20 protein-coding genes are annotated in these 23,721 nt (G+C 42.8%); 17 read left to right on the top strand and 3 right to left on the bottom strand.

Going from position 1 to position 23,721, the window contains the following annotated elements:
• The first annotated feature begins 359 nt into the window (after positions 1-359).
• From DXK30_RS03230 to DXK30_RS03245, 4 genes are all read left to right on the top strand, one after another.
• Positions 360-1,373, top strand: a complete 1,014-nt coding sequence (locus DXK30_RS03230) for a Bug family tripartite tricarboxylate transporter substrate binding protein (RefSeq protein WP_114700429.1) — start codon at positions 360-362, stop codon at positions 1,371-1,373.
• A gap of 111 nt (positions 1,374-1,484) precedes the next feature.
• Entirely contained in the window at positions 1,485-1,940 is a 456-nt protein-coding gene (locus tag DXK30_RS03235; RefSeq protein ID WP_114700430.1) for a tripartite tricarboxylate transporter TctB family protein, read from the top strand.
• A gap of 5 nt (positions 1,941-1,945) precedes the next feature.
• Positions 1,946-3,451: a tripartite tricarboxylate transporter permease gene (locus DXK30_RS03240; protein WP_114700431.1), complete on the top strand. Its 1,506-nt coding sequence runs from the start codon at positions 1,946-1,948 to the stop codon at positions 3,449-3,451.
• Between the two features lie 176 nt (positions 3,452-3,627).
• Positions 3,628-4,401 (top strand): sulfite exporter TauE/SafE family protein, encoded by a 774-nt coding sequence (locus DXK30_RS03245; protein WP_227670644.1) that lies wholly within the window; start codon positions 3,628-3,630, stop codon positions 4,399-4,401.
• 196 nt (positions 4,402-4,597) lie between these two features.
• On the opposite strand, the gene DXK30_RS03250 is transcribed toward DXK30_RS03245, so the two are convergent.
• Both DXK30_RS03250 and DXK30_RS03255 read right to left on the bottom strand, forming a co-directional pair.
• A complete protein-coding gene (locus DXK30_RS03250) occupies positions 4,598-5,059 on the bottom strand; it encodes a DMT family transporter (RefSeq protein WP_114700680.1) in 462 nt (153 codons plus the stop codon).
• 8 nt (positions 5,060-5,067) lie between these two features.
• Positions 5,068-5,502: a DMT family transporter gene (locus DXK30_RS03255; protein WP_114700433.1), complete on the bottom strand. Its 435-nt coding sequence runs from the start codon at positions 5,500-5,502 to the stop codon at positions 5,068-5,070.
• 97 nt (positions 5,503-5,599) lie between these two features.
• Between DXK30_RS03255 and DXK30_RS03260 the strand changes: the two genes are divergently transcribed.
• The 4 genes from DXK30_RS03260 (at position 5,600) to DXK30_RS03275 (ending at position 12,016) form a co-directional block, all read left to right on the top strand.
• Positions 5,600-6,583 (top strand): LysR family transcriptional regulator, encoded by a 984-nt coding sequence (locus DXK30_RS03260; RefSeq protein ID WP_114700434.1) that lies wholly within the window; start codon positions 5,600-5,602, stop codon positions 6,581-6,583.
• A 256-nt stretch (positions 6,584-6,839) separates the two neighbouring features.
• Positions 6,840-7,472: a TetR/AcrR family transcriptional regulator gene (locus tag DXK30_RS03265; protein WP_114700435.1), complete on the top strand. Its 633-nt coding sequence runs from the start codon at positions 6,840-6,842 to the stop codon at positions 7,470-7,472.
• Positions 7,473-7,832: 360 nt separating this feature from the next.
• Positions 7,833-8,921: an efflux RND transporter periplasmic adaptor subunit gene (locus tag DXK30_RS03270; protein WP_162799506.1), complete on the top strand. Its 1,089-nt coding sequence runs from the start codon at positions 7,833-7,835 to the stop codon at positions 8,919-8,921.
• Positions 8,918-12,016 carry an efflux RND transporter permease subunit gene (locus DXK30_RS03275; protein ID WP_114700437.1) on the top strand — a complete coding sequence of 1,033 codons (3,099 nt, stop codon included), beginning with the start codon at positions 8,918-8,920 and terminating at the stop codon, positions 12,014-12,016. Before DXK30_RS03270 ends, DXK30_RS03275 begins: the two co-directional genes overlap by 4 nt.
• Before the next feature lie 323 nt (positions 12,017-12,339).
• Here the strand turns inward: DXK30_RS03275 and DXK30_RS03280 are convergent, their stop codons facing one another.
• On the bottom strand, positions 12,340-13,131 hold the full coding sequence (locus DXK30_RS03280) for a class II aldolase/adducin family protein (RefSeq protein WP_227670643.1): 792 nt from the start codon (positions 13,129-13,131) through the stop codon (positions 12,340-12,342).
• An 85-nt stretch (positions 13,132-13,216) separates the two neighbouring features.
• On the opposite strand from DXK30_RS03280, the gene DXK30_RS03285 reads away from it, so the two are divergent.
• From DXK30_RS03285 to DXK30_RS03325, 9 genes are all read left to right on the top strand, one after another.
• On the top strand, positions 13,217-13,906 hold the full coding sequence (locus tag DXK30_RS03285; protein ID WP_162799507.1) for a Crp/Fnr family transcriptional regulator: 690 nt from the start codon (positions 13,217-13,219) through the stop codon (positions 13,904-13,906).
• A gap of 142 nt (positions 13,907-14,048) precedes the next feature.
• Entirely contained in the window at positions 14,049-15,752 is a 1,704-nt protein-coding gene (locus DXK30_RS03290; protein ID WP_114700439.1) for a phosphoethanolamine transferase, read from the top strand.
• 106 nt (positions 15,753-15,858) lie between these two features.
• Positions 15,859-16,554 carry a response regulator transcription factor gene (locus DXK30_RS03295; RefSeq protein ID WP_114700440.1) on the top strand — a complete coding sequence of 232 codons (696 nt, stop codon included), beginning with the start codon at positions 15,859-15,861 and terminating at the stop codon, positions 16,552-16,554.
• A 127-nt stretch (positions 16,555-16,681) separates the two neighbouring features.
• Complete coding sequence (locus DXK30_RS03300; RefSeq protein WP_114700441.1) at positions 16,682-18,022, top strand: sensor histidine kinase; 1,341 nt, start codon at positions 16,682-16,684, stop codon at positions 18,020-18,022.
• A gap of 178 nt (positions 18,023-18,200) precedes the next feature.
• Complete coding sequence (locus DXK30_RS03305) at positions 18,201-18,674, top strand: diacylglycerol kinase (RefSeq protein WP_114700442.1); 474 nt, start codon at positions 18,201-18,203, stop codon at positions 18,672-18,674.
• Positions 18,675-18,792: 118 nt separating this feature from the next.
• Positions 18,793-19,617 carry a PAP2 family lipid A phosphatase gene (locus DXK30_RS03310; RefSeq protein ID WP_114700443.1) on the top strand — a complete coding sequence of 275 codons (825 nt, stop codon included), beginning with the start codon at positions 18,793-18,795 and terminating at the stop codon, positions 19,615-19,617.
• Positions 19,618-19,833: 216 nt separating this feature from the next.
• Positions 19,834-20,448 carry a YceI family protein gene (locus DXK30_RS03315; RefSeq protein WP_114700444.1) on the top strand — a complete coding sequence of 205 codons (615 nt, stop codon included), beginning with the start codon at positions 19,834-19,836 and terminating at the stop codon, positions 20,446-20,448.
• A gap of 100 nt (positions 20,449-20,548) precedes the next feature.
• Complete coding sequence (locus DXK30_RS03320) at positions 20,549-21,943, top strand: c-type cytochrome (protein WP_227670642.1); 1,395 nt, start codon at positions 20,549-20,551, stop codon at positions 21,941-21,943.
• Between the two features lie 81 nt (positions 21,944-22,024).
• Positions 22,025-23,626, top strand: a complete 1,602-nt coding sequence (locus tag DXK30_RS03325; RefSeq protein ID WP_114700445.1) for a flavin monoamine oxidase family protein — start codon at positions 22,025-22,027, stop codon at positions 23,624-23,626.
• The last annotated feature ends 95 nt before the right edge of the window (positions 23,627-23,721 follow it).

The raw sequence follows: 23,721 nt of genomic DNA on the forward strand, positions 1-23,721 counted from the left end.
CCATTTATATTGATCTATGTTGCTCACCACTCATAAAATCCATTAATTCTTTGTTTTTACTAAAAAAAATATGGAATTTTAGATTTTATATCTTTCTTTCTAATCTTCAATACTTATGCACTGGGAGTCTAACTCGCGACTTCTTAGACTACTATATCAAAATAAAATTCATATATACATACATATGTTTCTTGTTATTTCTAAAATATTCTGTTACTTTTGCAAAACACTAAAAACCTACCTGTTTACATTTTAGTGATTTTTATGAAGAAATTTTGGAACTTATCCGTAATAACTTTATGGTTTTTTTCAAAATCCCATTGAGTACCTTAATTAAAAATACACACAAGGAGTGTCGTGTGAAAAAACTATCTTATCTGGCTCTTGGCCTTTCTGTACTTACCCTTACCGCATGTAACAAGACCGAAACGACTGCATCCGATGCTAGTTATGATGCCCCTTCACGTCCAGAGTGTATTGCCCCAGCAAAGCCAGGAGGCGGTTTTGATTTGACCTGTAAACTTGCTCAAGCTGGATTAAAAGATACTGGTCTCTTAACAGAACCTATGCGTGTCACATATATGCCAGGTGGCGTTGGCGCTGTTGCTTATAACAAAATCGTCGCCAATGATCGTGATAACAACGATGCAATCATTGCCTTCTCTACTGGTTCTATTCTCAATTTGTCGCAAGGTAAATTCGGTAAGTTCACTGAAAAAGACGTGAAATGGCTGGCAGGTGTGGGTACTGACTATGGCGCTATTGCGGTCAGTGCAGATTCATCAATTAAAGACCTAACTGATTTGATCGAGGCATTGAAGACAGATCCAAAATCTATCAGCTTTGGTGCTGGTGGTAGTGTCGGTGGTCAAGATTGGATGCAAACAGCTATCTTGGCTAAAGCCATTGGCGTAGAGCCAAATGACATGACTTATGTGGCGATGGAAGGTGGCGGTGAAGCAATTACAGCGGTTATGGGTAACCATATCACGGTCGTTAGTGCAGGTATTGCTGAGATTATGCCGCAAGCCAGTGCTGGTAAATTACGCGTGTTAGCTGTGTTTGCTGACGAAAGACTGGGTGGCACTATGGCTGATATTCCGACTGCCAAAGAGCAAGGCTATGATGTTACTTGGCCCGTTGTCCGTGGCTATTACATGGGGCCAGACGTTAGTCCTGCAGCCTATGACTGGTGGAAAGGGACGTTTGACAAAATGCTTGCTGATCCAAAATTTGCTGAAATACGTGAACAGCAAGAACTATTACCATTCTCTATGACTGGAGAAGAGCTACAAGCTTACGTTTACAAACGTACTGGTGAGCTACGTGAGTTGTCTGCTGAATATGGTCTTGTTGACGCTACAGCCCAATAACCACATTGAAATTTAATCACCTTAATAATTGAATACTAAATTTTCATTATATTTTTTAAAGGCTGGCGATTACCTGTCAGCCTTTTAACTTCAGTTTTTAGGAATCACCTTATGACAATGGAACGTCTATTTTCTGGGCTGATGGCACTGGTTAGTTTGTTCTTAATATACTTAGCCATTGGCTATGTGGCCCCGATTGCCTATGATCCAATTGGTCCTCGTCCTTATCCCATTTTAATTTTTTCTTTGCTGGCATTTGGAGCTCTAGTGGTCGCTTTTCGGCCGCCAAAATTCACTAAACCTATTGACTTAGGACTGACCAAACCAATCATCAGAAACCTTGTTCTCTGCGCCCTTGCTCTATTGGTTTACGCCCTTATTTTCGAACTCTTAGGCTTTATCCTGTCTACCATCATAATGTCTTTCGCTCTAGGTTTATTGTTTGCAGGTAATCCCACTAAAAGTTTTACTTTTTCAGTTTTGATCAGTATTGGCCTATATGTCTTATTTGACATGTTTTTGGATGTCAAATTACCGCTCGGATTGTTGTCAAGGATAATAGGATAGCCAATATGGATACTTTTGATTTTTTGATGCATGGCTTTGCTATCGCATCTACCCCAGAAAACTTACTCATTGCACTTATCGGGGCTTTTTTAGGTACGATTGTGGGTATGCTGCCCGGTTTAGGACCTATCAACGGTGTTGCAATACTATTACCGTTTGCCTTTGCTCTTGGATTACCACCAGAGAGCGCACTAATTTTACTCTCAGCAGTTTATCTTGGATGTGAGTATGGTGGACGTATTTCCGCCATTCTTATTAATGTGCCCGGTGATGCTGGTGCGATTATGACGACTTTAGATGGCTATCCATTGGCGAAGCAAGGAAAAGCAGGAATCGCGCTATCTTTATCTGCGGTGAGCTCTTTCGTCGGCGCGACTATCGCTACAATTGGTGTGGTACTGTTTGCTCCTTTATTAGCTAAATGGGCTATCTCATTTGGTCCCGCTGAGTACTTTGTTTTGATGGTGTTTGCTATCACTTGCTTAAGTGGGCTAGTAGGTGATCAACCTGTTAAGACTGGTATTGCTGCTTTAATTGGTCTTGGTCTAGCGACTGTTGGTGTTGATGCAGTTACTGGTATATATCGTTTCACTTTTGACTCAGTCAATCTCTCTGATGGTATACAGTTCACGACTATTGTTATTGGTTTTTTCAGTGTGAGTGAGATCCTAATCTTACTAGAAAAAACCACTACTGGACATAAAGTTATTGAACAGGGTAAGCGTAGTTTATTAAACTTTAAAGAGTTTACTTTTGCCTTTGGGGCTATGCTACGTAGTGGTCTAATGGGTTTTGTAGTGGGCATTTTGCCCGGTGCGGGCGCAACTATCGCCAGTGCCATGACTTATGCTAGTGAACGTAAAATCGCTGGTGATACTGGCACCTTTGGTGACGGTGATCTTCGTGGCGTTGCCTCACCAGAAGCTGCAAATAATGCTTCAGCCTGTGGTTCATTTGTACCAATGTTGACCTTAGGTGTACCAGGTTCTGGTACGACAGCGGTCATGATGGGTGCATTGACCTTATATAACATCACGCCAGGCCCGCAGTTATTTACTGAGCAGCCTGATATCGTTTGGGGTCTGATTGCGTCATTATTCATCTGTAACGTTATTTTGTTAGTAATGAATATTCCGTTGGTTGGCCTATTCGCCAAGCTTCTTGATGTGCCAAACTACATATTAATACCAGCAATCGCTGCCGTCAGCTTTGTTGGGGTATATTCAATCCATAGTACTACTTTTGACTTGGTATTTATGGTCGCACTGGGGGTATTCGGTTATTTCTTACGCAAATTAAACTTCCCGTTATCAGCACTCATTTTAGGTTATGTACTGGGTGAATTAATGGAATCTAATTTAAGACGTGCGCTGTCTATCTCTCAAGGAGACTTGGGTATCTTATGGAGTAGCTCTATTACTATCGTTCTATGGTTATTGGCTATCTTAATGGTATTTATGCCGATCATACGCAGCGTATATCGTAAGCGTTATAAAAAAACTGCTATTTAGTTTTAAGCCAGCCCGGCCTCTAAATATTATTTTTACGGTGGTCACACACAGAGTGTGACCACCATTTTTTTACTAATATTTTCAACCTTTTTTCAACACTACTAATGTTCTTTATCAGCTATCCAAAATTAGTTAAACATCACTATATGATGTCACTCATGAAATAGGATTTTATAGTGTTTCTTATTTTAGATTTATTGCAAACTATACCAACTTGGCATTTAGTAGGTTTATTCTTTGCTGGCATGGTCGCTTTTATTATATCGACTATATCCGGTGGTGGTGGAGCGATGCTGCTAATACTAGCCACCTCTCCGATGATAGGAGCAGTAGCTGCGCCGCCTGTAATCAACTCAGCTACTTTTATTAGTAATGTCTCGCGACTATATCTATTCTGGCATGATATTGATTGGTCATTAACCAAATACTATGTACCAAGTGCTACTATAGGGGCATGGTTGGCAGCATTAATATTTAGTCGTTTAGATGCAGATTGGATTCAATTATTGGTTGGAGTATTTTTAGTATCTACTATTTTCCAATATAAGTTTGGTCAAGTGAGTAAAACGTTCGATATGCCAAAAATAGGTTTTGTACCCTTGGGGTTTATCATTGCTTTTATGAGCACACTGGTGGGAGGTCTCGGTCCTATACTTAACCCTTTTTATATGAATGCTGGACTAGAAAAAGAACGCCTTATTGCCACCAAAACAGCTAACTCCTTTTTTGTAGGCATTATCCAAATTGTCAGCTATGCTTTTTTTGGCATTCTGACAGCAAAAATATGGATATATGGCATTGTGTTAGGACTGGGTGCCGTTATTGGCAATGTTATTGGCAAACGTTTCTTAATGGGTATTAGTATTAGGCAGTTTAGATTAATGCTACTTATATTGATGGTTATCAGTGGCTTAATAATGATTATAAAAAATATTGATATATTGTTATGAAGTTTTTTTACATACCTTCAAGTCCCTATATAAATCAGATTAATAACCACAGTACTTTCATTATCGTCTATCAATAAAAGCAATAAATAGTATTCGTACCACAGTCTAGGATCATCAGTGATACAAAAATGAAAGTCCCTACTATTACGCTAATAATAGGGACTTTCATGTTTTGGAGGGATAAGAGAATACGCGATTAACTATTATTGCTAAGCTTAGGCTTATTGCTAGAGTAGATAAAGTACAGGGCGATAGCTAAACATACTAATGCGCTAATCCGACTGCTTGACAGGCTGATCGATTCGTTTCCTAACCAACCGAAATTATCGATCAACACACTCATACTTAACTGTCCAAAGATTACCGCAACCGTAGCTACAGCCGTCCCTATACGTTGTACTGCAACTACCATAATAACAATGTAAGGAACACCGCATAGCGCACCCAAAAGCTGCCATTTAGGTACATCCATCAAAGTGACCGTATGATTGGGTTCAAAGAAAAAAATCAGTAAGGCTGTCACGACTGCTCCTACTGAAAAAGTTAAAAAAGCACTCTTGAATACGCCAACATTGCTACCCAATCGACCATTCAAGGCTGCTTGCACACTCAGAGTAGCTCCACCGATTATCGCTAATACAATCATCAAAATAAGCATCATTTGGTCTACCCCTTTGCCATAAAAATAAGCGCTGCAATGATGAAAATTAGCGCAATAATCCTTCTCACATCTACTTTTCGTTCTTCAGTTTCGAACAACCCATAATGGTCTATGAGTAGACTTTGAAATACCTGTCCAGCAAGTATCCCAATCATCGTCAATGCAATACCAATAACTGGAGTTACTACGGTCAACACCACAACATAGATAGGTCCTAAAATACCGCCAATTAATAATAAAGGTGGCTGCGAAAAAAATGACGGACTTTCCCGCGGACTAAAAAACAACATCAAAAAAAACGTTAAGGCTGCTCCAACACCAAAAATACTTAACGTGGCCCAGAGCTCTCCTACCTGACTGCCCAATGGACCTAGCAATCCTGCTTCAACGGATAGCCCCATGCCGCCTAAAACGACCACCAGTATTAATAAAATTTGCATAAAACGACTCCCCATAAGCAAGACGGCATAGTTTACAGCAGTCGTTACCCATGAAAAACGCTATAATATAGAAATGACTTTTGCATAAGTTGCACAAATGAATAATGTCGATAACATCAGTATAAAAACGCTACTATTCTTTATCAGCGTCTTTGAGACTCAGAGTTTTTCTGTAGTAGCACGAAAAGAAGGCGTGTCTGCTTCAAAGGTATCACGTCTCATCAAACAGTTAGAAGACGCGCTCGGGCAGCAGCTTTTTTATCGTAATACACGTGCCGTTATCCCTACCGAAGCGGGGCGTATATTTATGCGCTATGCACACTCTATTACTGAAAGCATGGACACCGCTCAACAAGAACTTCAGGACAGCACACTGCAGCCAGGTGGCCTATTGAGAATAAATGCACCAGTGTTTTTCGGTCAACGACATATTGCACCTTGGCTACCAGCGCTCAGTGCTAAACATCCCAAATTACAGATAGACTTGACGTTAACAGATGATTTTGTTGATCCGCATCACCATGCAACTGATGTTATTTTTAGAATTGGCACATTAAATGACTCATCCTTTCATGCTCGTATTTTTGGTGAGCAAACTTACCATCTTACCGCTTCTCCAGAATATCTCGATAAACACGATAATATACAAACGCCAGCCGATTTAGCCCATCATAAATGTTTGGTCTATAAGGGATCCTCGGGTCCAAATCGTTGGCTTTTTAGAACCCAAGGTGCAGAGTGGATGTCCTTCGATATTTCGGCTTTACTTATGTCTAATAACGCAGAGTCATTGTTGGTCTCCGCTCTTAAGAGTATGGGCATTGTCCTATTTCCTGACTGGTTAATCGGTGATCATCTCAAGAATGGTAAATTGGTCAAAATACTACCTAACTATGAGACAGCTATCAAAACCACACCTCAGCATATCGCTGCCATCTACCCTAATACTCGCCATGTTTCTTTAAATGTTAGAACTCTAATCGATTACTTTTCCGAAGTTTATGGAAAGCCACTTTATTGGCAAGTCAATGAAAAGCATGCTTTTAGTAAAGAATCCGTATTTTATGAATCACACACATAATAATGAACCAGTCTTGAAGACAACTACTATTTGTTAAAATAATCAACAATAGTCTATTAAATTTCTTAAATAGACTATTCAGGTTAGACTTTCCTAAATCCTCATTTGATTGATTCAAAATTTCGGTTAGATGTTATGACAGTTATTTTGCTAAGCAAAATATTTTTACTTATATATTAATATTATTAGAAATAGTTGTTACTATGACTGGCAGTCTATACAATGACCATCAGTCATTATATGAACAGGTAAAAATATGGGCATCCAAGAGCGTAAAATTCGTGAGTTTGAACAACGCGGTCAGGAAATTTTAGATGCCGCTTTAAGCTTGTTTGAATCGGATGATTGGGAACAAGTGACGGTTGAGCAAATCGCGCACAAATCTGAAGTGGGTAAGGGCACCATATACAAGCATTTTGAAAGTAAGAATGAGATCTATGTGCGCCTTGCAATTCGCTTTCAAAAGCGGATGGCCAATGAAATAGCACTTGTCGATCCGTCTATGCCTGTACTCGATCGGCTCCGTTGTTATTTGCGAGCAGCGTGGGAGATGCACCTGTCTAGTAAAGAGCTACATCGAGTATTCATGTTTTGTAGCAGAGCCGAGTTTCGCTCAAAACTTCCGAGTAAGTTACTTGCTGAAATGCAAGCATCTGAATTACAGGTCAGTACTTACACTCATCAGTTAATGGCTGAAGGTATCGAACAGGGTTTATTTCCTAATAAACCTATCCACATTTTACTATTTGGGCTTCAATCCATATTTTGGGGTGCGATACAACTTATCTGGAGCGGATATCTGGGTAACATAGATCACGAGCAGCATTTAGAAGAAGTCACTACTTTTATGCTAGCAGGTCTGGTACACCATGATCGACCTACTTCTTAAGGACAAAGCACCTATTAATTTCATAGAATTTTTAATAATTGAGCGTGTATAGAATTTTTTTATCTAAATGTGACCGACAGTCATATTTAGACTAATGGTTTCTATACAAAAAATAGTTATGATCTTTAGTATGTATTGTTTAAGAAATACATACTAAAGATCAGTCATGGCAACTATCAATCATCGTAACTGCCAATTTCATGCAAGGGGCGGTTATAAGTTTTAATAATAAAGCTTGGTATTGCCTCATTAAACATCAAAAATCAGTCGGCATAGTCCATATCAAAAAGCCCTAAAATATAGAGAGCTACAATGCATATTAAATACTGGGTTTTATCCCTTAGTTTCGTGATGGTCTTCATGGCAGGCTGTTCACAAGAGGCGGATACTGCTGAAACCACTACTAAAGAGCTGAGTACACGAACCATTAGCGTAGATACCATAACATTACGACCTATGACAGGTAGTGTAACGGCTTCTGGATTGCTGCTACCACGGCAAGAGGTGGCCGTTGGTTCCGAGATATCAGGCTATCGAGTTGCCGAAGTACTGGTCGATGAAGGCTCTACCGTTAAGAAAAACCAGGTGCTAGCTCGTCTTGATCCAAGCTTACTTTTAGCCAAAATTGCACAAGCTGAAGCCAATCTCGCTCAAGCCAAAACGCTTGCGAATCAGTCACGTGCTGAAGCCAATCGCATCAAAGGCTATGAAGACATAGGGGCATTTTCAGAAGAAGAGATTGCTACTAGAGTTGCTAAAGCGAAAAACGCAGATGCTGGCGTTGCAGTCGCTCAAGCCCAGTTGAATGACTTGCAAACACAGAAGCAACGTATGGAAGTACGCTCTCCTGTAAATGGTTTTGTACTCGAACGCATTGTGCGTCTTGGCGATGTTTCAGGACAATCTCAACCGATGTTTCGACTTGCTAGTAATAGCTTAATCGAATTGGATGCAGAAGTACCCGAAGACGATCTTGCTAATATTACTGTTGGTCAAGAAGCCACAATCATATTGCCATCAGGCATTGAGTTAAAAGGCAAAGTCAGGCTATTGTCACCTCGCATCGATCCACAGACGAAACTTGGTCATGTGCGGGTACAACTTCCAGCTCATTCTGAACTAAGAGCCGGTGGTTATGCAAAAGTTGTTTTCCAGCAAGTGTCTACACCAGTTCCAGCTGTGCCTGAAAAAGCGGTACAGTTTGAAGCCAGTGGCTCGCTATTAGTTGTTATTGATCAAAATAATTTAGCGCGTCGAGTTGAGATAGAGACTGGTGCTCGAACCGATGGTTTTGTTGAAATCAAAAACGGTCCAGCGGTAGGTACTCGCGTTGCTCTAGGCGGTGGTGCTTTCTTACTGGATGGCGATTTGGTGAATCCTCTTAGCAAGGCAACTACATCTGATGCTGTATCCGAAAAAACTGCACTAGACACGCAGGTGACACCATGAATCTTCGTATTTCGGCATGGGCAATCCGCAACCCCATTCCAGTCGCCCTTCTCTTTATTGTACTAATCATTGCAGGGGTAAATGGTTATCGCTCTTTACCTATTAAACTCTATCCTGATGTTTCATTTCCGATTGTCCAAGTAAACGTCACATTACCAGGTGCCGCTGCAAGCGAGGTTGAAACTCAGATTACACGTACCGTAGAAGCTGCTGTATCTAATGTTTCTGGCGTCAAGCATGTTCAGTCCGTTGTTACTCAAGGTGTGTCGTCCAGTACAATTGAATTTGAAATTGGTGAAGACGCACAAAAAGCAACAGATGAAGTTCGTTCAGCCGTGGATCGTATTCGAGGTAGCTTACCTCGCAGTATTGACGAACCTATCGTACAACGCTTCGATATAGACTCAGCACCCGTCGTCACCTATGCTGTGTCTACCGAATCGATGACAGACGTCGAACTAAGCTGGTTTGTGGAAGACACGGTTGCTCGTAGGTTGATGACACAAGAAGGGGTTGCTCAAGTAGATTTAGTGGGCGGTGTCAATCGAGAGATCAATGTCACACTTGATCCAAATCGTCTCCAAGCGTTGGGTTTGACAGCCCCTAATATTAATGATGCGCTACGAACATCAAGTACCGATGTACCTGGTGGACGCTCTGAGATTGGTGAAAGAGAACAGACAGTGCGCGTACTTGGTGCTGCCGAATCTGTACAAGCATTAAATAATTTAGTTATCCCTAGCACTAGTGGAAATACAGTTCAACTGTCTGACGTTGCTACTATTTCTAGTGGTGCAGCAGAAAGACGTGGGTTTGCTTCTTTAAATGGACGATCGGTCGTTGGTTTTCAAGTCAAGAAAACCAAAGCCGCCTCTGATGTGGCAGTAGCAGATGCAATCGCTAAAGCTACCAGTCAATTAGCAGAAGACTACCCTGATGTGACATTTGAACGTATTGTGTCGACAGCGACTAGTACGGAGAATAGTTTTACGGCTACTTTAAGTGCTTTAATAGAAGGTATGTTGCTTGCCGCCATCGTGGTATTTTTGTTTTTGCGAAACTGGCGCGCGACACTTATTGCCGCTGCTGCTATGCCAATCTCTCTCATTCCTACTTTTGCAGTGATGAGTTGGATGGGTTTTAGCTTGAACATGATTACCCTGCTCGCTTTGACATTGGTCATCGGTATTTTGGTTGATGATGCCATTGTTGAAATAGAAAATATTCAAAAACGTATTGAAACAGGCCAAAGTCCCTATGAAGCTTCTTTAGTAGGTGCTGATGAAATTGGGCTAGCAGTAGTGGCTACAACAGCTACGATTGTTGTTGTGTTTTTGCCCGTCTCCCTAATGGGTGGTTTCGCTGGACAGTTCTTTAAAGAGTTCGGTTTCACTGTCGCTATTTCAGTATTGTTTTCACTTTTAGTAGCGCGCTTACTCACTCCCCTGATGGCTGCCTATTTATTAAAACCCTCGACAAAACCCCATAAACCTAAACCTTTTAAAGGCATCTATCGTAAGATACTCGATTTTGCACTCGTATACCGCTGGACATCACTTGGACTAGCAGGGTTGCTACTCGGTGGTTCTGTCTTCTTAGCAACGTTACTACCAACTGGTGTTACGCCGCCACAGGATAATGGTATCGTTCAGCTTTCAATCGAAGGCGCACCTGGTGCCACCTTAGAGGACATGCGCCGTAGCAATAGTGTGCTAACAGAAAAACTGCTTGCGTTAAACGATGTAAAAGCCGTATTTACATCGATCGGCTCAAGTTCTAGTAATGGGGATGTGGGCTCTGGACAAGCAACCGTGCTTCTTAACGAGGATAGAGCGCAATCGACGCAATCTTTTCAAAGCTCACTCGACTCACTCTTGCTAAGTGTCCCTGATGTACGTATTGGTTTTGGTCAAGCTAGCGGCGGTGGTAGTACAACATTGCAAATTGTCCTAGCAAGTGAAAATGCTGATGCCCTGTCTGAGTCAGCTCTCAAACTTGAACGAGCAATGCGTGGTCTTCCCGAGCTTAGTAATGTACATCAAGTGACGCCACGACCTAGCTCAGAGCTCATTATCACACCTAAGCCAGTTGAAGCGGCTCGCCTAGGTATAACTTCTAGTACCCTTGGCTCCATCATTCGTGTCGCCACGCTTGGTGACGTGGACTCCAATACTGCCAAATTTAATACAGGCGATCAGCGTCTGCCTATACGCGTACGCTTGCCTGATAGCGCACGTACAGACTTAAAAACAATTGGAAATCTAGAAATACCTACCTCTAGTGGTGCCTCAGTACCTTTATCAGCAGTTGCTGATATCAGCTTTCAACCCGGTGCATCGCGCATTGATCGCTATGATCGTAAACGCCGTGCAACGATTGAAGCACAGCTCGATGGTGTTACCTTGGGAGAAGCAACAGCAGCCGTTAATGAGTTAGAAGCTCTAAAAAACCTACCATCTGACGTGACACAACCAGCATTTGGTGAGAGTGAAACTATGAATGAGCTGTTTTCTAGTTTTGGCTTTGCCATCCTTGCGGGTATTGGTTTGATTTATGGTGTGATGGTACTGTTATTCAAAAGTTTCTTTAAGCCAATTACGATCTTGGCAGCATTGCCTTTATCACTAGCAGGTGCGTTTTTAGGTCTGCTGATAGCGGGCAGTTCACTTGATTTATCAGCCCTGATTGGTTTGTTAATGCTTATGGGTTTGGCTGCTAAAAACTCCATTTTATTAGTTGAATTTACCATTGAAGCTGAACATAAAGGCGCTTCACAAAGGGATGCCTTGTTATCAGCGTGCCGTGAAAGGGTACGTCCAATCGTAATGACAACGATAGCAATGGCTGCTGGAATGGTGCCTACAGCCTTGGCATTAGGTGAGGGTTCCGAATTCCGTGCACCTATGGCGATTGCAGTCATTGGTGGACTTATTAGCTCGACATTGTTATCACTTATTTTGGTACCCGTGGTCTATGAGTTGATCGAAGACTTTGAGATATGGATAAAACCAAAGTTGGCTAAATTGGTTGAGTTGCCACCAAAGTCAGACTTGGAGGCAACCACCACAAAACATGGAGATGGGGATCATGAGTAGGTACCTACTTAGTATAGATGTTCATTCTCTTGAAAATTTATAGCCAAAACCTTAGGCAGCTCATAGCTATAAGAGCTTGCTAGGTTCTAGGTTCTAGGTTCTAGGTTCTAGGTTCTAGGTTCTAGGTTCTATAAAGTATCAAAATGAATAAATATAAGGATAAGACTATGTTAAAACCATTGACGGCTTCAGATCATGTGATCGTCCTATCCTTTGATGTAACCCTGACTGCTGTAGGCCTGCAAGAATATCATAGTAGGTACCCTTAAATAGAATTATACCGCCTCTGCCGTTGCCACTCATCAAGAGTTATCATTAGAGACTTACTCCTCAAATGATGGGTCGGTGCGGCGCAGTTTTCTTAGTAACGCAGGCCATGCGATATCGCCATTCGCACCTCTAGTCACTTGCTCCGATGCAGCTTGAATACCTGCTAGTATCTGTGCTGGTATTGGTGTCAATGCGCCTCCCCCGCTCTGCGCTTTGATCTGAATCTCACAAGCTCTTTGCATGATATACATGTATAAAAACGCATTGGCAACTGTGTCGGCACAAGTGAGCAGACCATGGTTACGCAAAATCATAAAGTGAGCATCACCTAAATCATTAACCAAACGAACCTTTTCTTCAGGGTTTAATGCAACGCCTTCGTAGTCATGGTATGCCAAGTTAGATAGCGGAAATAACGATTGTTGCGAGATAGGTAGTAGGCCTTTTTCTTGCGCTGAGACGGCAACGCCATCATTTGTGTGCAGATGAATGACACAATGCGCATCGTCGCGAGCCTCGTGCACAGCACTATGAATGATAAATCCAGCTGGATTGACTTCGAACTCTGATGGCGCTACTTTTTCGCCTACCTTATTGACCTTAACCAGACTAGAGGCGGTAATCTCTTCAAATAACATCCCGTACGGATTGATTAAAAACTCATCCTCAGTGCCTGGCACGCGGGCAGAGATATGAGTGAATACCAGATCATCCCAGCCATAAGAGGCAATCATTCGGTAACAGGCGGCAAGATTTACGCGCATCTGCCACTCTTGTTCGCTCATATTATGGTGTACACTCGAAGTTGAATCGGTTGATGTCGCGGTTTGCATAGCTGTTTGCATGGTGTATTCCTTTACTGTGTTAGATATCCTGAATGATTACCTTACACCATTTCATAAAACCAAATCTGTCAAAAACATTACACTTATGAATATCAATCATTATTTAAATAACGACCCATGGTTTAGTCAATTACCAGCCATTGTGCAGCCGCTACTGGCAGGCGATGCGGTGCTAAAGGTATACCAAAAAGGCCAAATGATTCATGCCATCGGTGATAACGATGATGCGGCGCTACACTTTGTCGTGTCGGGTACGATTAGAGTCTGTAATGTGAGCGCTAGTGGCCATGCCATGACACTGGCACATCTATCTAGTGGTGAGTGGTTTGGTGAGATATCTATCATAGATGACAATCCTCGCACCCATGATGCGTGGACGATTAACAAAGTAACGCTCATCTCAATCCCAAGAAATCTAGTGATTCAAACAGCGCAATCGCATCCGATTTTATACAAGCATCTAGCGCTTATTACTTGCCAGCGAATTCGCCGAGCATTTGATTGGATTGACGATGCTACCTCACTCAATACCTCAGCGCGATTGGCTAGCATGCTTATTGGGCTGATTGACACTTATGGTAAGCAAGTGAATGGTGATATCAAAATAGATCTGCGCTTATCGCAAGAAGAGCTTGGCTTTATGCTTGGCACTACTAGACAAACCATCAATAAAATCATCAAATCGTGGCAAAAGCAGAACCTTATCGATATGCACTATGGTTTCATCACTATAAAGGACAAATCTCAGTTAATGGCAATGATGAATCCTGCCTGACTTGAATATATAAAGCCGTCTCAACAATCCACACAATATCTAACTTATTAGAGTTAGCATCAACTGCCTTAACATCTTCTTAACAGACCACTTGCTATGGTAAGGAATGACGTTTCCTACCATCTTGTTGAGAAGTATCTGTATGTCAATATCTCAAGCCGCCAAAATCGACACGCCTAAAGCCAATAAAAAAAACAGCTATCTGAGTAAGCTCTACGGTCGTGAGGTAAATCTCAGTTATCTTATTATCATCATTGCCTTATATTTGGTGGCGACTGCCAATATTGGTTTTTTTGAGCAGGTGTTAAATGTCTATCCATTTAGCACAAACGTCGGATTTATCCTGTCTATTACTGGTCTATTGTTTGGACTGATGTGGCTGGTATTACAGCTGCTTTGCTATCGCCCTATTGCCAAACCAGTATTGATTGCGCTACTGATTACTGCCGCCATATGCGGTTATTTTACCGATGCTTATGGGACGATATTTGACACCAACATGCTGATCAACAGTCTGGAGACCGATCAAGCAGAGGCGATGGGATTGTTTGCCCCCAGCATGGTCATTCGACTGCTGATATTAGGCGTGTTGCCAGCATTTATCATTAGCAAAATTCGTCTAAAACGCTTTACTTGGCAACGCAGTATTCTACAAAAAACAGCCACGTTGATATTGTCTATCGCACTGATCGCAGCGTGTCTTTTACCATTTGGTGACCAGTACGCCAGCTTCTTTCGTCAGCATAAACAAGTCCGTTCTTATGCTAACCCGATCACGCCTATTTACTCTACGATCAAACTTGGCGAAAACTATGTCAATGAGCTGCGGCGTCCTGATACTTTCACGCTACATGCGACAGATGCAAAGCGCGTAGCCCCTGCTAATAGTGTTAATGGCAATGCTAAACCAAAACTGATGGTGTTTGTGGTTGGCGAAACGGCTCGCGCAGATCACTTCGGATTGAACGGCTATACACGCAATACCACACCGCTGCTCTCAAAGCAGACGGACCTTTATAGCTTTAAAGATGCCGTCTCCTGCGGCACTTCTACGGCTTATTCAGTGCCATGTATGTTCAGTTATGCAAATCGGGAAAATTATGATATTGATACCGCCAAGTACAATGAAAACGTACTCGATACGCTAAGCAAGCAAGGGGTCAATGTTATTTGGCGAGACAACAACTCTAGCTCTAAAGGCGTGGCTGATCGTGTTACTTTTGAGGACTACAAAACGGCTGATACCAATCCGAACTGTGATGTCGAATGCCGAGATATCGGTATGCTTGATGGTTTTGATGAACTTGTAAAGTCAGGCAGCTCACAGAAAGAGATGCCGAAAGACACACTTATTTTGCTGCATCAAATGGGCAATCATGGCCCCGCCTATTATCAGCGCTATCCCAAAGCATTTGAAAAATATAATCCTGTTTGCATGACCAATGAGCTATCTAAGTGCGATGCTCAGTCTGTGATAAATGGCTACGATAATGCGATTCGCTATACTGATCACTTTTTGAATAACGTGATCGATACCTTAAAATCTTACGAACAAGATTATGATGTGGTAATGGTATATATTAGTGATCATGGGGAGAGTTTGGGTGAAAATAATATCTACCTGCACGGCTTGCCTTATAAGTTCGCACCAGATACCCAAAAACACGTGCCCGCAGTCATTTGGTCACCAGACAGTAATAACATCGATGCGGATAGTCTCTCTAGTATGAGCAGTCAGCCCGTATCACACGATTTTATTACGCCGACGTTGCTTAGCTTTTTCGGTATTACGACCGATGAAGTCAAAGGTGAAGCAACTTTTTTCAAACTGGCCAATTCTAATTGAGTGGTTAAAAGTGAGTTATTCCAAATAATTTATTAAAACAGCTCTCTACATTCGTTTTTATATTACTCAGTCCTTTTAGGTAACCATTATTTCTTAGGTCAGCATCATGTACAAGATACTCGTTATTGAAGACAACCCCGATATCGTGGCCAATATTTATGCTTTTTTTGAGCCAAAAGGGTTTGAGTTAGACAACGCGCACAACGGCTATAGCGGGCTAACACTCGCCTCAAACAATCGTTATGATGTGATATTGCTAGATGTGATGCTGCCAGGTATGGATGGCACGCAGCTGTGCAAAAAACTCAGAGAAGAGCTGCATGACAAAACGCCTGTGCTAATGCTCACGGCTCGCGATACAATCTTGGATAAAGTCGCTGGTTTTGATAGCGGCGCTGACGATTATTTGGTCAAGCCGTTTTCATTGGTTGAGCTAGAGTGCCGCATCAAAGCGCTCATACGTCGCCATGAAGACGATCATTTTGCCCACAGTATTGCAGTCGGAGCGCTATCCTTGAACAATAGTGAGTATACTATTATGCGTGAGGGACAATCACTGAAGCTCACCCCAACTGGGTTTAAAATATTGCATATCCTAATGAGCGCAGCGCCTAGAGTCGTCAGTAAAACTGAGATTGAAGAAAAAGTATGGGGACTAGATATACCGAGTAGTGATGCACTGCGCACCCATATGCACAGTGTGCGCGCGCAGGTTGATAAGCCATTTGACACACCTATGATAATCACAGTATCTGGCGTGGGCTACCAAATTGTTGACCCTAATAAATCAGCAAGCGCGTAGTCATGATTGCAGTATGAATTGAATAAACCTTATCCAATTTACTAACTGACTGACCGTATCGTATTTATTGCTCTATTATATATAGCTCTGTTATATATCGCCTTCTTCTATTAGGTTGTCCTACGCCATGCTCAATATAGACTCGATAGCCAATAAGTTCAGACTGTCTTACTTCATATTCGCGTTATTACTGTGCGCAGCTTTTATCAGTATTTTCTTGTACGCAGAGAGCCGAATAGAGCAGGAGTTGGTCAAGGCTCGTCTGTTACAGCAGCTAGAGCTCAGTCAAAAAGAGTATGGCGATCAGCCTATTTACACTGCCGATCCAGGTATCAAAATTTACCGCTACGATAATGCTCCTGCCAGTCTGCAAACAATGGCGAATGAAACCGTTCAAGAAACCTCTGTCACTATAAATGATGAGTCTGGCAAAACCCACGGCAACCTTCATTTTTTCGCCTATCAACAAGACGGTCAAGCCTATATTTTGACATACTTAGAAGGGGTAGAGATGGTAATGAAGCACTACCCTGTTTTAGAAATCTTCGAAAACTTAGAAGATATATTTGCGGATACACTAAAAGTAGCGGTGATTTTAAGTTTGCTTATTGCTGCTATCTTCTCTCAGTTATCTTCCAAACAGATCATTAAGCCTCTATTGGATTTGAAGCGAGCCGTCGAGACCGACCATCATAACTTAAGCGATTTAACATATTTGCCATCTGAGGTTGGTGTCTTGGCACGGGCTATCGATGAGAAAAACCACAAGTTAGAGCAATATCTCAAGCGCGAGCAACTGTTTACTGGTGATGTCAGCCACGAGTTACGCACGCCACTGACTATTATCATGGGGGCTTCTGAAGTATTGGCCTCGCAACTAGACGCTGACAGCCACTTAAACGAGTTTACCAACCGTATCAGCACTACGGCCAAAGAAACTTCTGAGATTATCACCGCCCTGCTTCTACTATCGCGCGCGCCTGAAAAGTTAGATGCACCGCAAACCTCTATCAACAGTATCGCTTTAGCGGAAATGCAGCGCCTAAAATACTTGCTGCGGTATAAGTCTGTCACTTGTCAGATAATTGCTGAGCAGGAATATAGCGCTTACGTACGCCCCGAACTCCTAAAAATGGCATTAGGCAACCTCATAAAAAATGCATTTCAGTATACCGATGATGGCGAAGTAACCATTACTATCGACGACGAAAAAATCACGGTGACTGATACTGGCTTAGGTATTCCTGAGGCGATGATGCCTTTACTCTATGAACGGTTTGAGCGATTAGAGTCTCAGTATAAAGACGAGCAAATAGTCCTGTCGTCAGAGCATGAGACAAAATATAAGGTTGAAGGATCAGGTCTAGGACTCAGTATCGTCCAGCGTATCATGTCACATATGGGCTGGCAGCTCACTCACCAAGCCAATCGCTCAGGTGGCAGTACCTTTAGTATTTATTATAAATAACCTCCTGATAGCTCAAAGACATCTTCATTTCCCAATCATAATTGCTGATTGAGAAATGAAAAACTTAAACAACCATTACGCTTTATTCTCAACCATCTATATCTTCTTAACGTTTTCTTAACCTCTCCCGTCTTATACTCAGGCTATCTTAATTTTAATAGACCATTAAGAATGCCCTATGAAGCAAATTACTCATACCAACCTTATAGAGCCGTCAACCGAGCATAGTTCTGTCAACCAAACAGCACATGATAGTGCACTTGCAGCTGACAGCTTTGCAGGTCATGCCAAAGGTAAAACGGGGCTTTACCGCATTGTAAAAGCCACTGGTTACTCTCTGGATGGATTCAAAGCAGCTTACAAATTTGAAGCGGCTTTTAGACAAGTTGTGTGGCTCCACCTTGTACTGCTGGCTGCTGTCATCGTTATGCCTTTTGCGCTTGGTATAAAAATGATGCTGGTCGTCGCTTCTTTTTTGTCGTTGATTGTCGAGCTGCTCAATACAGGAATTGAAGCCTGTGTTGACCATACTTCAACCGCCAAACACCCGCTCGCAAAAATCGCAAAAGATGTCGGCTCTGCTGCACAGTTTTTGTCTTTATGTTTGTTACTGATCTTATGGGTAATGGCATTATCTGTTCTATTTTATTAAAGCATGACGAGCACTCGCATATCAGCGCAAGGCATTGCTAGCACTATCTTAGGTAAACGATAAAACGAAGGTCGTATTAAAATCCATCAACATCGCATATACGTTATTAGGTGTAGTCATGACTTCAAAAAACAATGCAATGACTTGGGACTGGCTAAAACTACTGTGCGTAACCATCATGGCTACCTTGGTTTTTGAGCATAGCCAATTAGATGTACGCATCAGTGAGCTTTTTTACAACAATGGACACTGGCTACTCGAAAAAGGCGCGCAGCCTTATGCATTTATCTTTTATGATTTACCCAAAGCATTATTGATCATATTGGCTGTCTACCTCATAGCGGTTTTAATCATCAAGTATAGACAGTCAAGGCTTAATGCTACTACCTTAAACCGTAATAAGCTAAATCGCAGTAAGCCCAGTCATAATAAGCTTGATAAATTTCTGCTTCCTTTACCTATGCGCGAGATTGGCTACCTACTGATTATACTGGCGATTGTACCTGCTACTATTGCCACGCTCAAAGGCGTCACCCATGTTAGTTGCCCAAATGACTTAGCCATTTTTAATGGGGATTTACCCTACCTCAATCTTTGGCAAAACATCGTAGCAGCAACGCCTGCCAGATGCTTCCCAGCAGCTCACGCCAGCGCAGGGTTTTCTTTATATGGACTGGCTTTTTTACCGACATTAAGAAAATACTGCTACCAGATAGTCATATCAGTAACGGTCTTAGGCTGGACAATGGGACTGTATAAAATGCTGTTTGGTGATCATTTCTTTAGCCATACATTGGTCTCAATGCTGCTGTCATTAACCATAGCCTGTATGCTCGCAGCCCTATTTTTCAAACAATCAATTAAAAATAAAGCACACAGCACCAACGACGATAAAAGAAATACTGGTCTTAGCTTGTCTAGCATTGAACACTCTAATACTTAAAGTTGGCACTTAGGTTCAGTACTTAGCATCAATACTTGGAATTGACGTTCGGTCATGACAGAGTTGTTCGTTATCTCTTTACTAAAATAGCACTACTAAGTATTTGAAAAACCCTGTATAAATAATAAACAATCACTGGCTTATTGTTAAGCAAACGCAAGGATAGCGCTTGTGAATAAGCTCCTCTATATCAATAGTCGGTAAAGGAATGTAGCTATGCGCTTGTTGTCTACTAGGCCAAAATCATCGCATATCTATTCTTTTCTGACCATTCCATTATTGCTCGTGGGCGCTGCAAATAGCAGTCAAGCTGCCAGTTACGCTATTAATCCTGCCAGCACTCATATCCGATTTGCTATCGAACGCTTTAAGAGTTCAGCCACGACTGGTGGTTTTTATAATATCAAAGGTCAATTGCAATACGATCCAAACCGAAGAACAGGCGACATCTCACTGATCATACCGATAAATTCCTTAAATACGGGCAACCCCTCTTTTAACAGCAGTCTAACGGGGCCTGATTTTTTTGATGCAAAAAAATTTCCCTCGGCGCAATTTAAGTCGACGAAGTGGTATTTTGATCAAAATAAGAAAATCCCGCAGGTTACTCGGGTAGATGGACAACTGACCCTGCATGGCGAAACACACCCAATTAGCCTAACCGCGACTAAATTTGATTGTTATCTAAACACGAGCATCAGAAAGGATGTTTGCGGTGGCGAGTTCACTGCTACCATTAATCGCACAAGATGGAATATCAATAAATTCGCTTGGTTCGGACTGACCCAAAACCTTGACTTAAGTATCAAGGTCGAAGCCGCCAGACAGTAGTATTTTTAATGTTTCGCCACTGTCTTAATAGATACAGGTAGTGATTTGTAGAAAGCTTAAAAAGGAATTAGACATGATTCATCGGTATTATAAGGACATTGTGAAGCCACTTTCTGCCGTCATGCCAGCATTATCATTGTCATTCTCATTAGCATTGGCATTGGGATTCAGCTTAGTGTCTAACGTCGTGATGGCAGGCACGGTCAGCCTGCCAATGAAAACTTTGCACAGTCGAATAACCCTGCCAAATGTCAGCCCTGCTAATAGTGCGCTTGCCAACCGCGGGGCTTACGTGGCGCGTACCGCTGACTGTATGGCTTGCCACCGTGATGACTATAGTGGCGGTGTACCGATTGAGACACCCATTGGCAATATCTATTCGACCAATATCACACCATCGACACGCTATGGTATTGGCAATTATACTGAATCTGACTTCAAAAAAGCCTTACGCAAAGGTCGCGCACCCGGTCATCAGATCTATCCTGCTATGCCTTACCCGTCCTATCATGGACTGACGGATGATGACGTCAGTGCCTTATTTGCTTATTTCCAGACCGTACCTATCGTAGACAAACCACCTGAAAAAAACACTCATTTGCCTTTCCCGTTAAATATTCGTGGCTTAATGCTGGCATGGAATGTCATCAATGTGCCCTCTACTGAAAACCGCTCAGGGCTGACGACAACCCAGCAGCGCGGTGAATATTTGGTCAATAACTTAGAGCACTGCGGCACTTGTCATACGCCGCGTAACCTAACCCAAGGTCTTGATAAAGATCGTTATTTATCCGGTGCACCACTTGGTAAATGGTTTGCACCAAATATCACCCCTGACAACGATACGGGTATCGGCCTTTGGAGCGAAATGGATATCGTGACTTACCTGCGTACAGGAACGCTTGATAAGCGCGCTTACGCGGGCGGGCCAATGGCAGAAGCCGTGGCGCACAGTACACGCTATCTCACTGACGAAGACCTGATCGCGATGGCGTCTTATCTAAAAGTCGTCCCAGCCATTAAGACCGATGACTATTTGATACCTGTCAATGTGTCTCGCCTACCGCAGCCAGTCAGCAACTCTATTACTTATAACTTACTGGAGCAAAAAGACTATCTGGCGCAGGCTAAAACGAATACTGTCAACAGTGCCAACAATAATGGTCTGAACAGCAACTCACCAAAAGACTTATATTTAGCACATTGCGCCAGTTGTCATGGCGTTGACGGTTACGCCCAGCCTGATGCACGCTATACATCCATCGTTGGCCTCAGTAGTATTCGCCGCGTAAAACCTGATGTGCTCGTTGGCGTGATTGCCTTTGGCGCGAAAGGTGCATTTAACACAGCACCAAAAATGCCCGGCTTCTCAAAAGATTTAAGCCCTGCACAAATCGCTAGCATTACTAATTATGTACGGGTTACGTTTGGTGGTCTACCAAACAGCGATGTCAGCGCGGCGAATGTCACGCGCGTGATAAAAGAAAAAAGCTAGCCATAAAACCAACTATAAAAATGCGCTCTAATCTTCGCTTCTTATAATAATGTAAAGACTCAGCACGATAAGGATAGTCCTATGAATGACCTGCTCCAATCCCCTACGCGTCGGCAACTGCTCTCCATGATAGGCAAGACGGCAGGCGCGACCGCGATGTATCAAGCGATGACCACGTTGGGGTTTGCATCTGAGTCGAGCTTTAAAGAAGAAATGAAACTCAAGGGCGCACCAGCTGGTGCCAGTATCGTGATTTTGGGTGCAGGATTGGGCGGGCTTACTGCGGCCTATGAGCTACGCAAAGCAGGCTATAAAGTAACCGTGCTCGAGTACCAAAATCGCGGCGGTGGACGTAGCTGGACGCTCAATAGCGGTGATAAATATACGGAGCTGGGCGGTGCTGAAGTCACGTGCGACTTTAAACAAGGCAATTACTTTAATGGTGGGCCATGGCGATTACCCATCCACCACTACGCGGTCTTTCATTACTGCAAAAAATTCGGTGTGGCACTACAACCCTTTATCCAAACCAATGATCGTGCTTATCTGCATCGTACCAATCACTTCAATGGTGCACCGCAGCGCTTAGGCGAAGTGCAAAGCGATATTCGCGGTTATGTGTCAGAGTTATTGTCTAAAGCGGTGAATAAAGGCAGTCTCGACAGTACCGTTGATAAAGAAGACAAAGAAAAACTACTTGAGGGCCTAAAAGGCTGGGGCGTTCTGGATAACAACTATCGCTATTTAAAAAGTCATGAAACGGGTAAGCATCGTGGCTATAGTGTGTATCCAGGTGGTGGTTTGATGCCTGATGCCAAGCCGTCAGCGCCTTTACCAATGGACAAGCTATTGGACTCAGGCATGTGGTCGGATATTTATACCAACTATACTGTCCATGTGCATCAACCAACGATGTTTCAGCCTGTCGGCGGTATGGGGAAAATCGGTGATGCGTTCACGCGTGAGTGTCGCGAAATGATTACCTTCAATGCCAAAGTCACCAAAATCAATCAAGACGAGACGGGCGTCACCGTTGACTATGTCGATAGCAATAGCCCTGACGGTGCTACCAAAACGATGCGCGCGGATTGGTGCATTTGTAATATTCCCTTATCCATATTGACGCAGATGGATATCAACGTCTCCGCGCCAATGAAACAAGCCATGGCAGCCGTTCCTTATGATAGCTCTTACAAAGTGGGCTTGGAGTTTAAACGACGGTTTTGGGAAGAGGATGAATGGATCTATGGCGGCATCACCTATACTGATCTGCCGATCACCCAAATCTCCTATCCGTCACAGGATATGTTTAGCTCAGGCTCAGGTGTGCTACTTGGTGCTTATGGATTTGGCGAGACTTCGTACAAATTTAACTCATTGACACCCAAAGAACGTATCAACGCGGCGCTCGCCTATGGCAAACAGATTCATCCACAATATACCAAGGAGTTCCGCTCGGGCACATCTGTCGCATGGCACCGTATCCCTTGGTCGCTTGGCTGTTATGGTATCTGGAGCGAGTCCAGCCGTGAGCAGTACTATGAGACACTCTGCGAAATTGACCACCGTATCGTACTGGCAGGTGAGCACTGTTCGCACATTCCTGCGTGGCAAGAAGGCGCGATTCTATCTGGTATGGATGCCGCCAAACGCTTGCACCAAAAGGCCAAAAAGCTTGGGTAGCAGTGTCTTTTTAATAAGCTTCTGTATAACACGTCTATCGTTGAAGCAGGGATGATAACAATGAGACTAGGCACATTAGGAACAATTATGAACGT

The organism is Psychrobacter proteolyticus (assembly GCF_003350005.1).
In the GTDB taxonomy this organism is placed as follows: Bacteria; Pseudomonadota; Gammaproteobacteria; order Pseudomonadales; family Moraxellaceae; genus Psychrobacter; species Psychrobacter proteolyticus.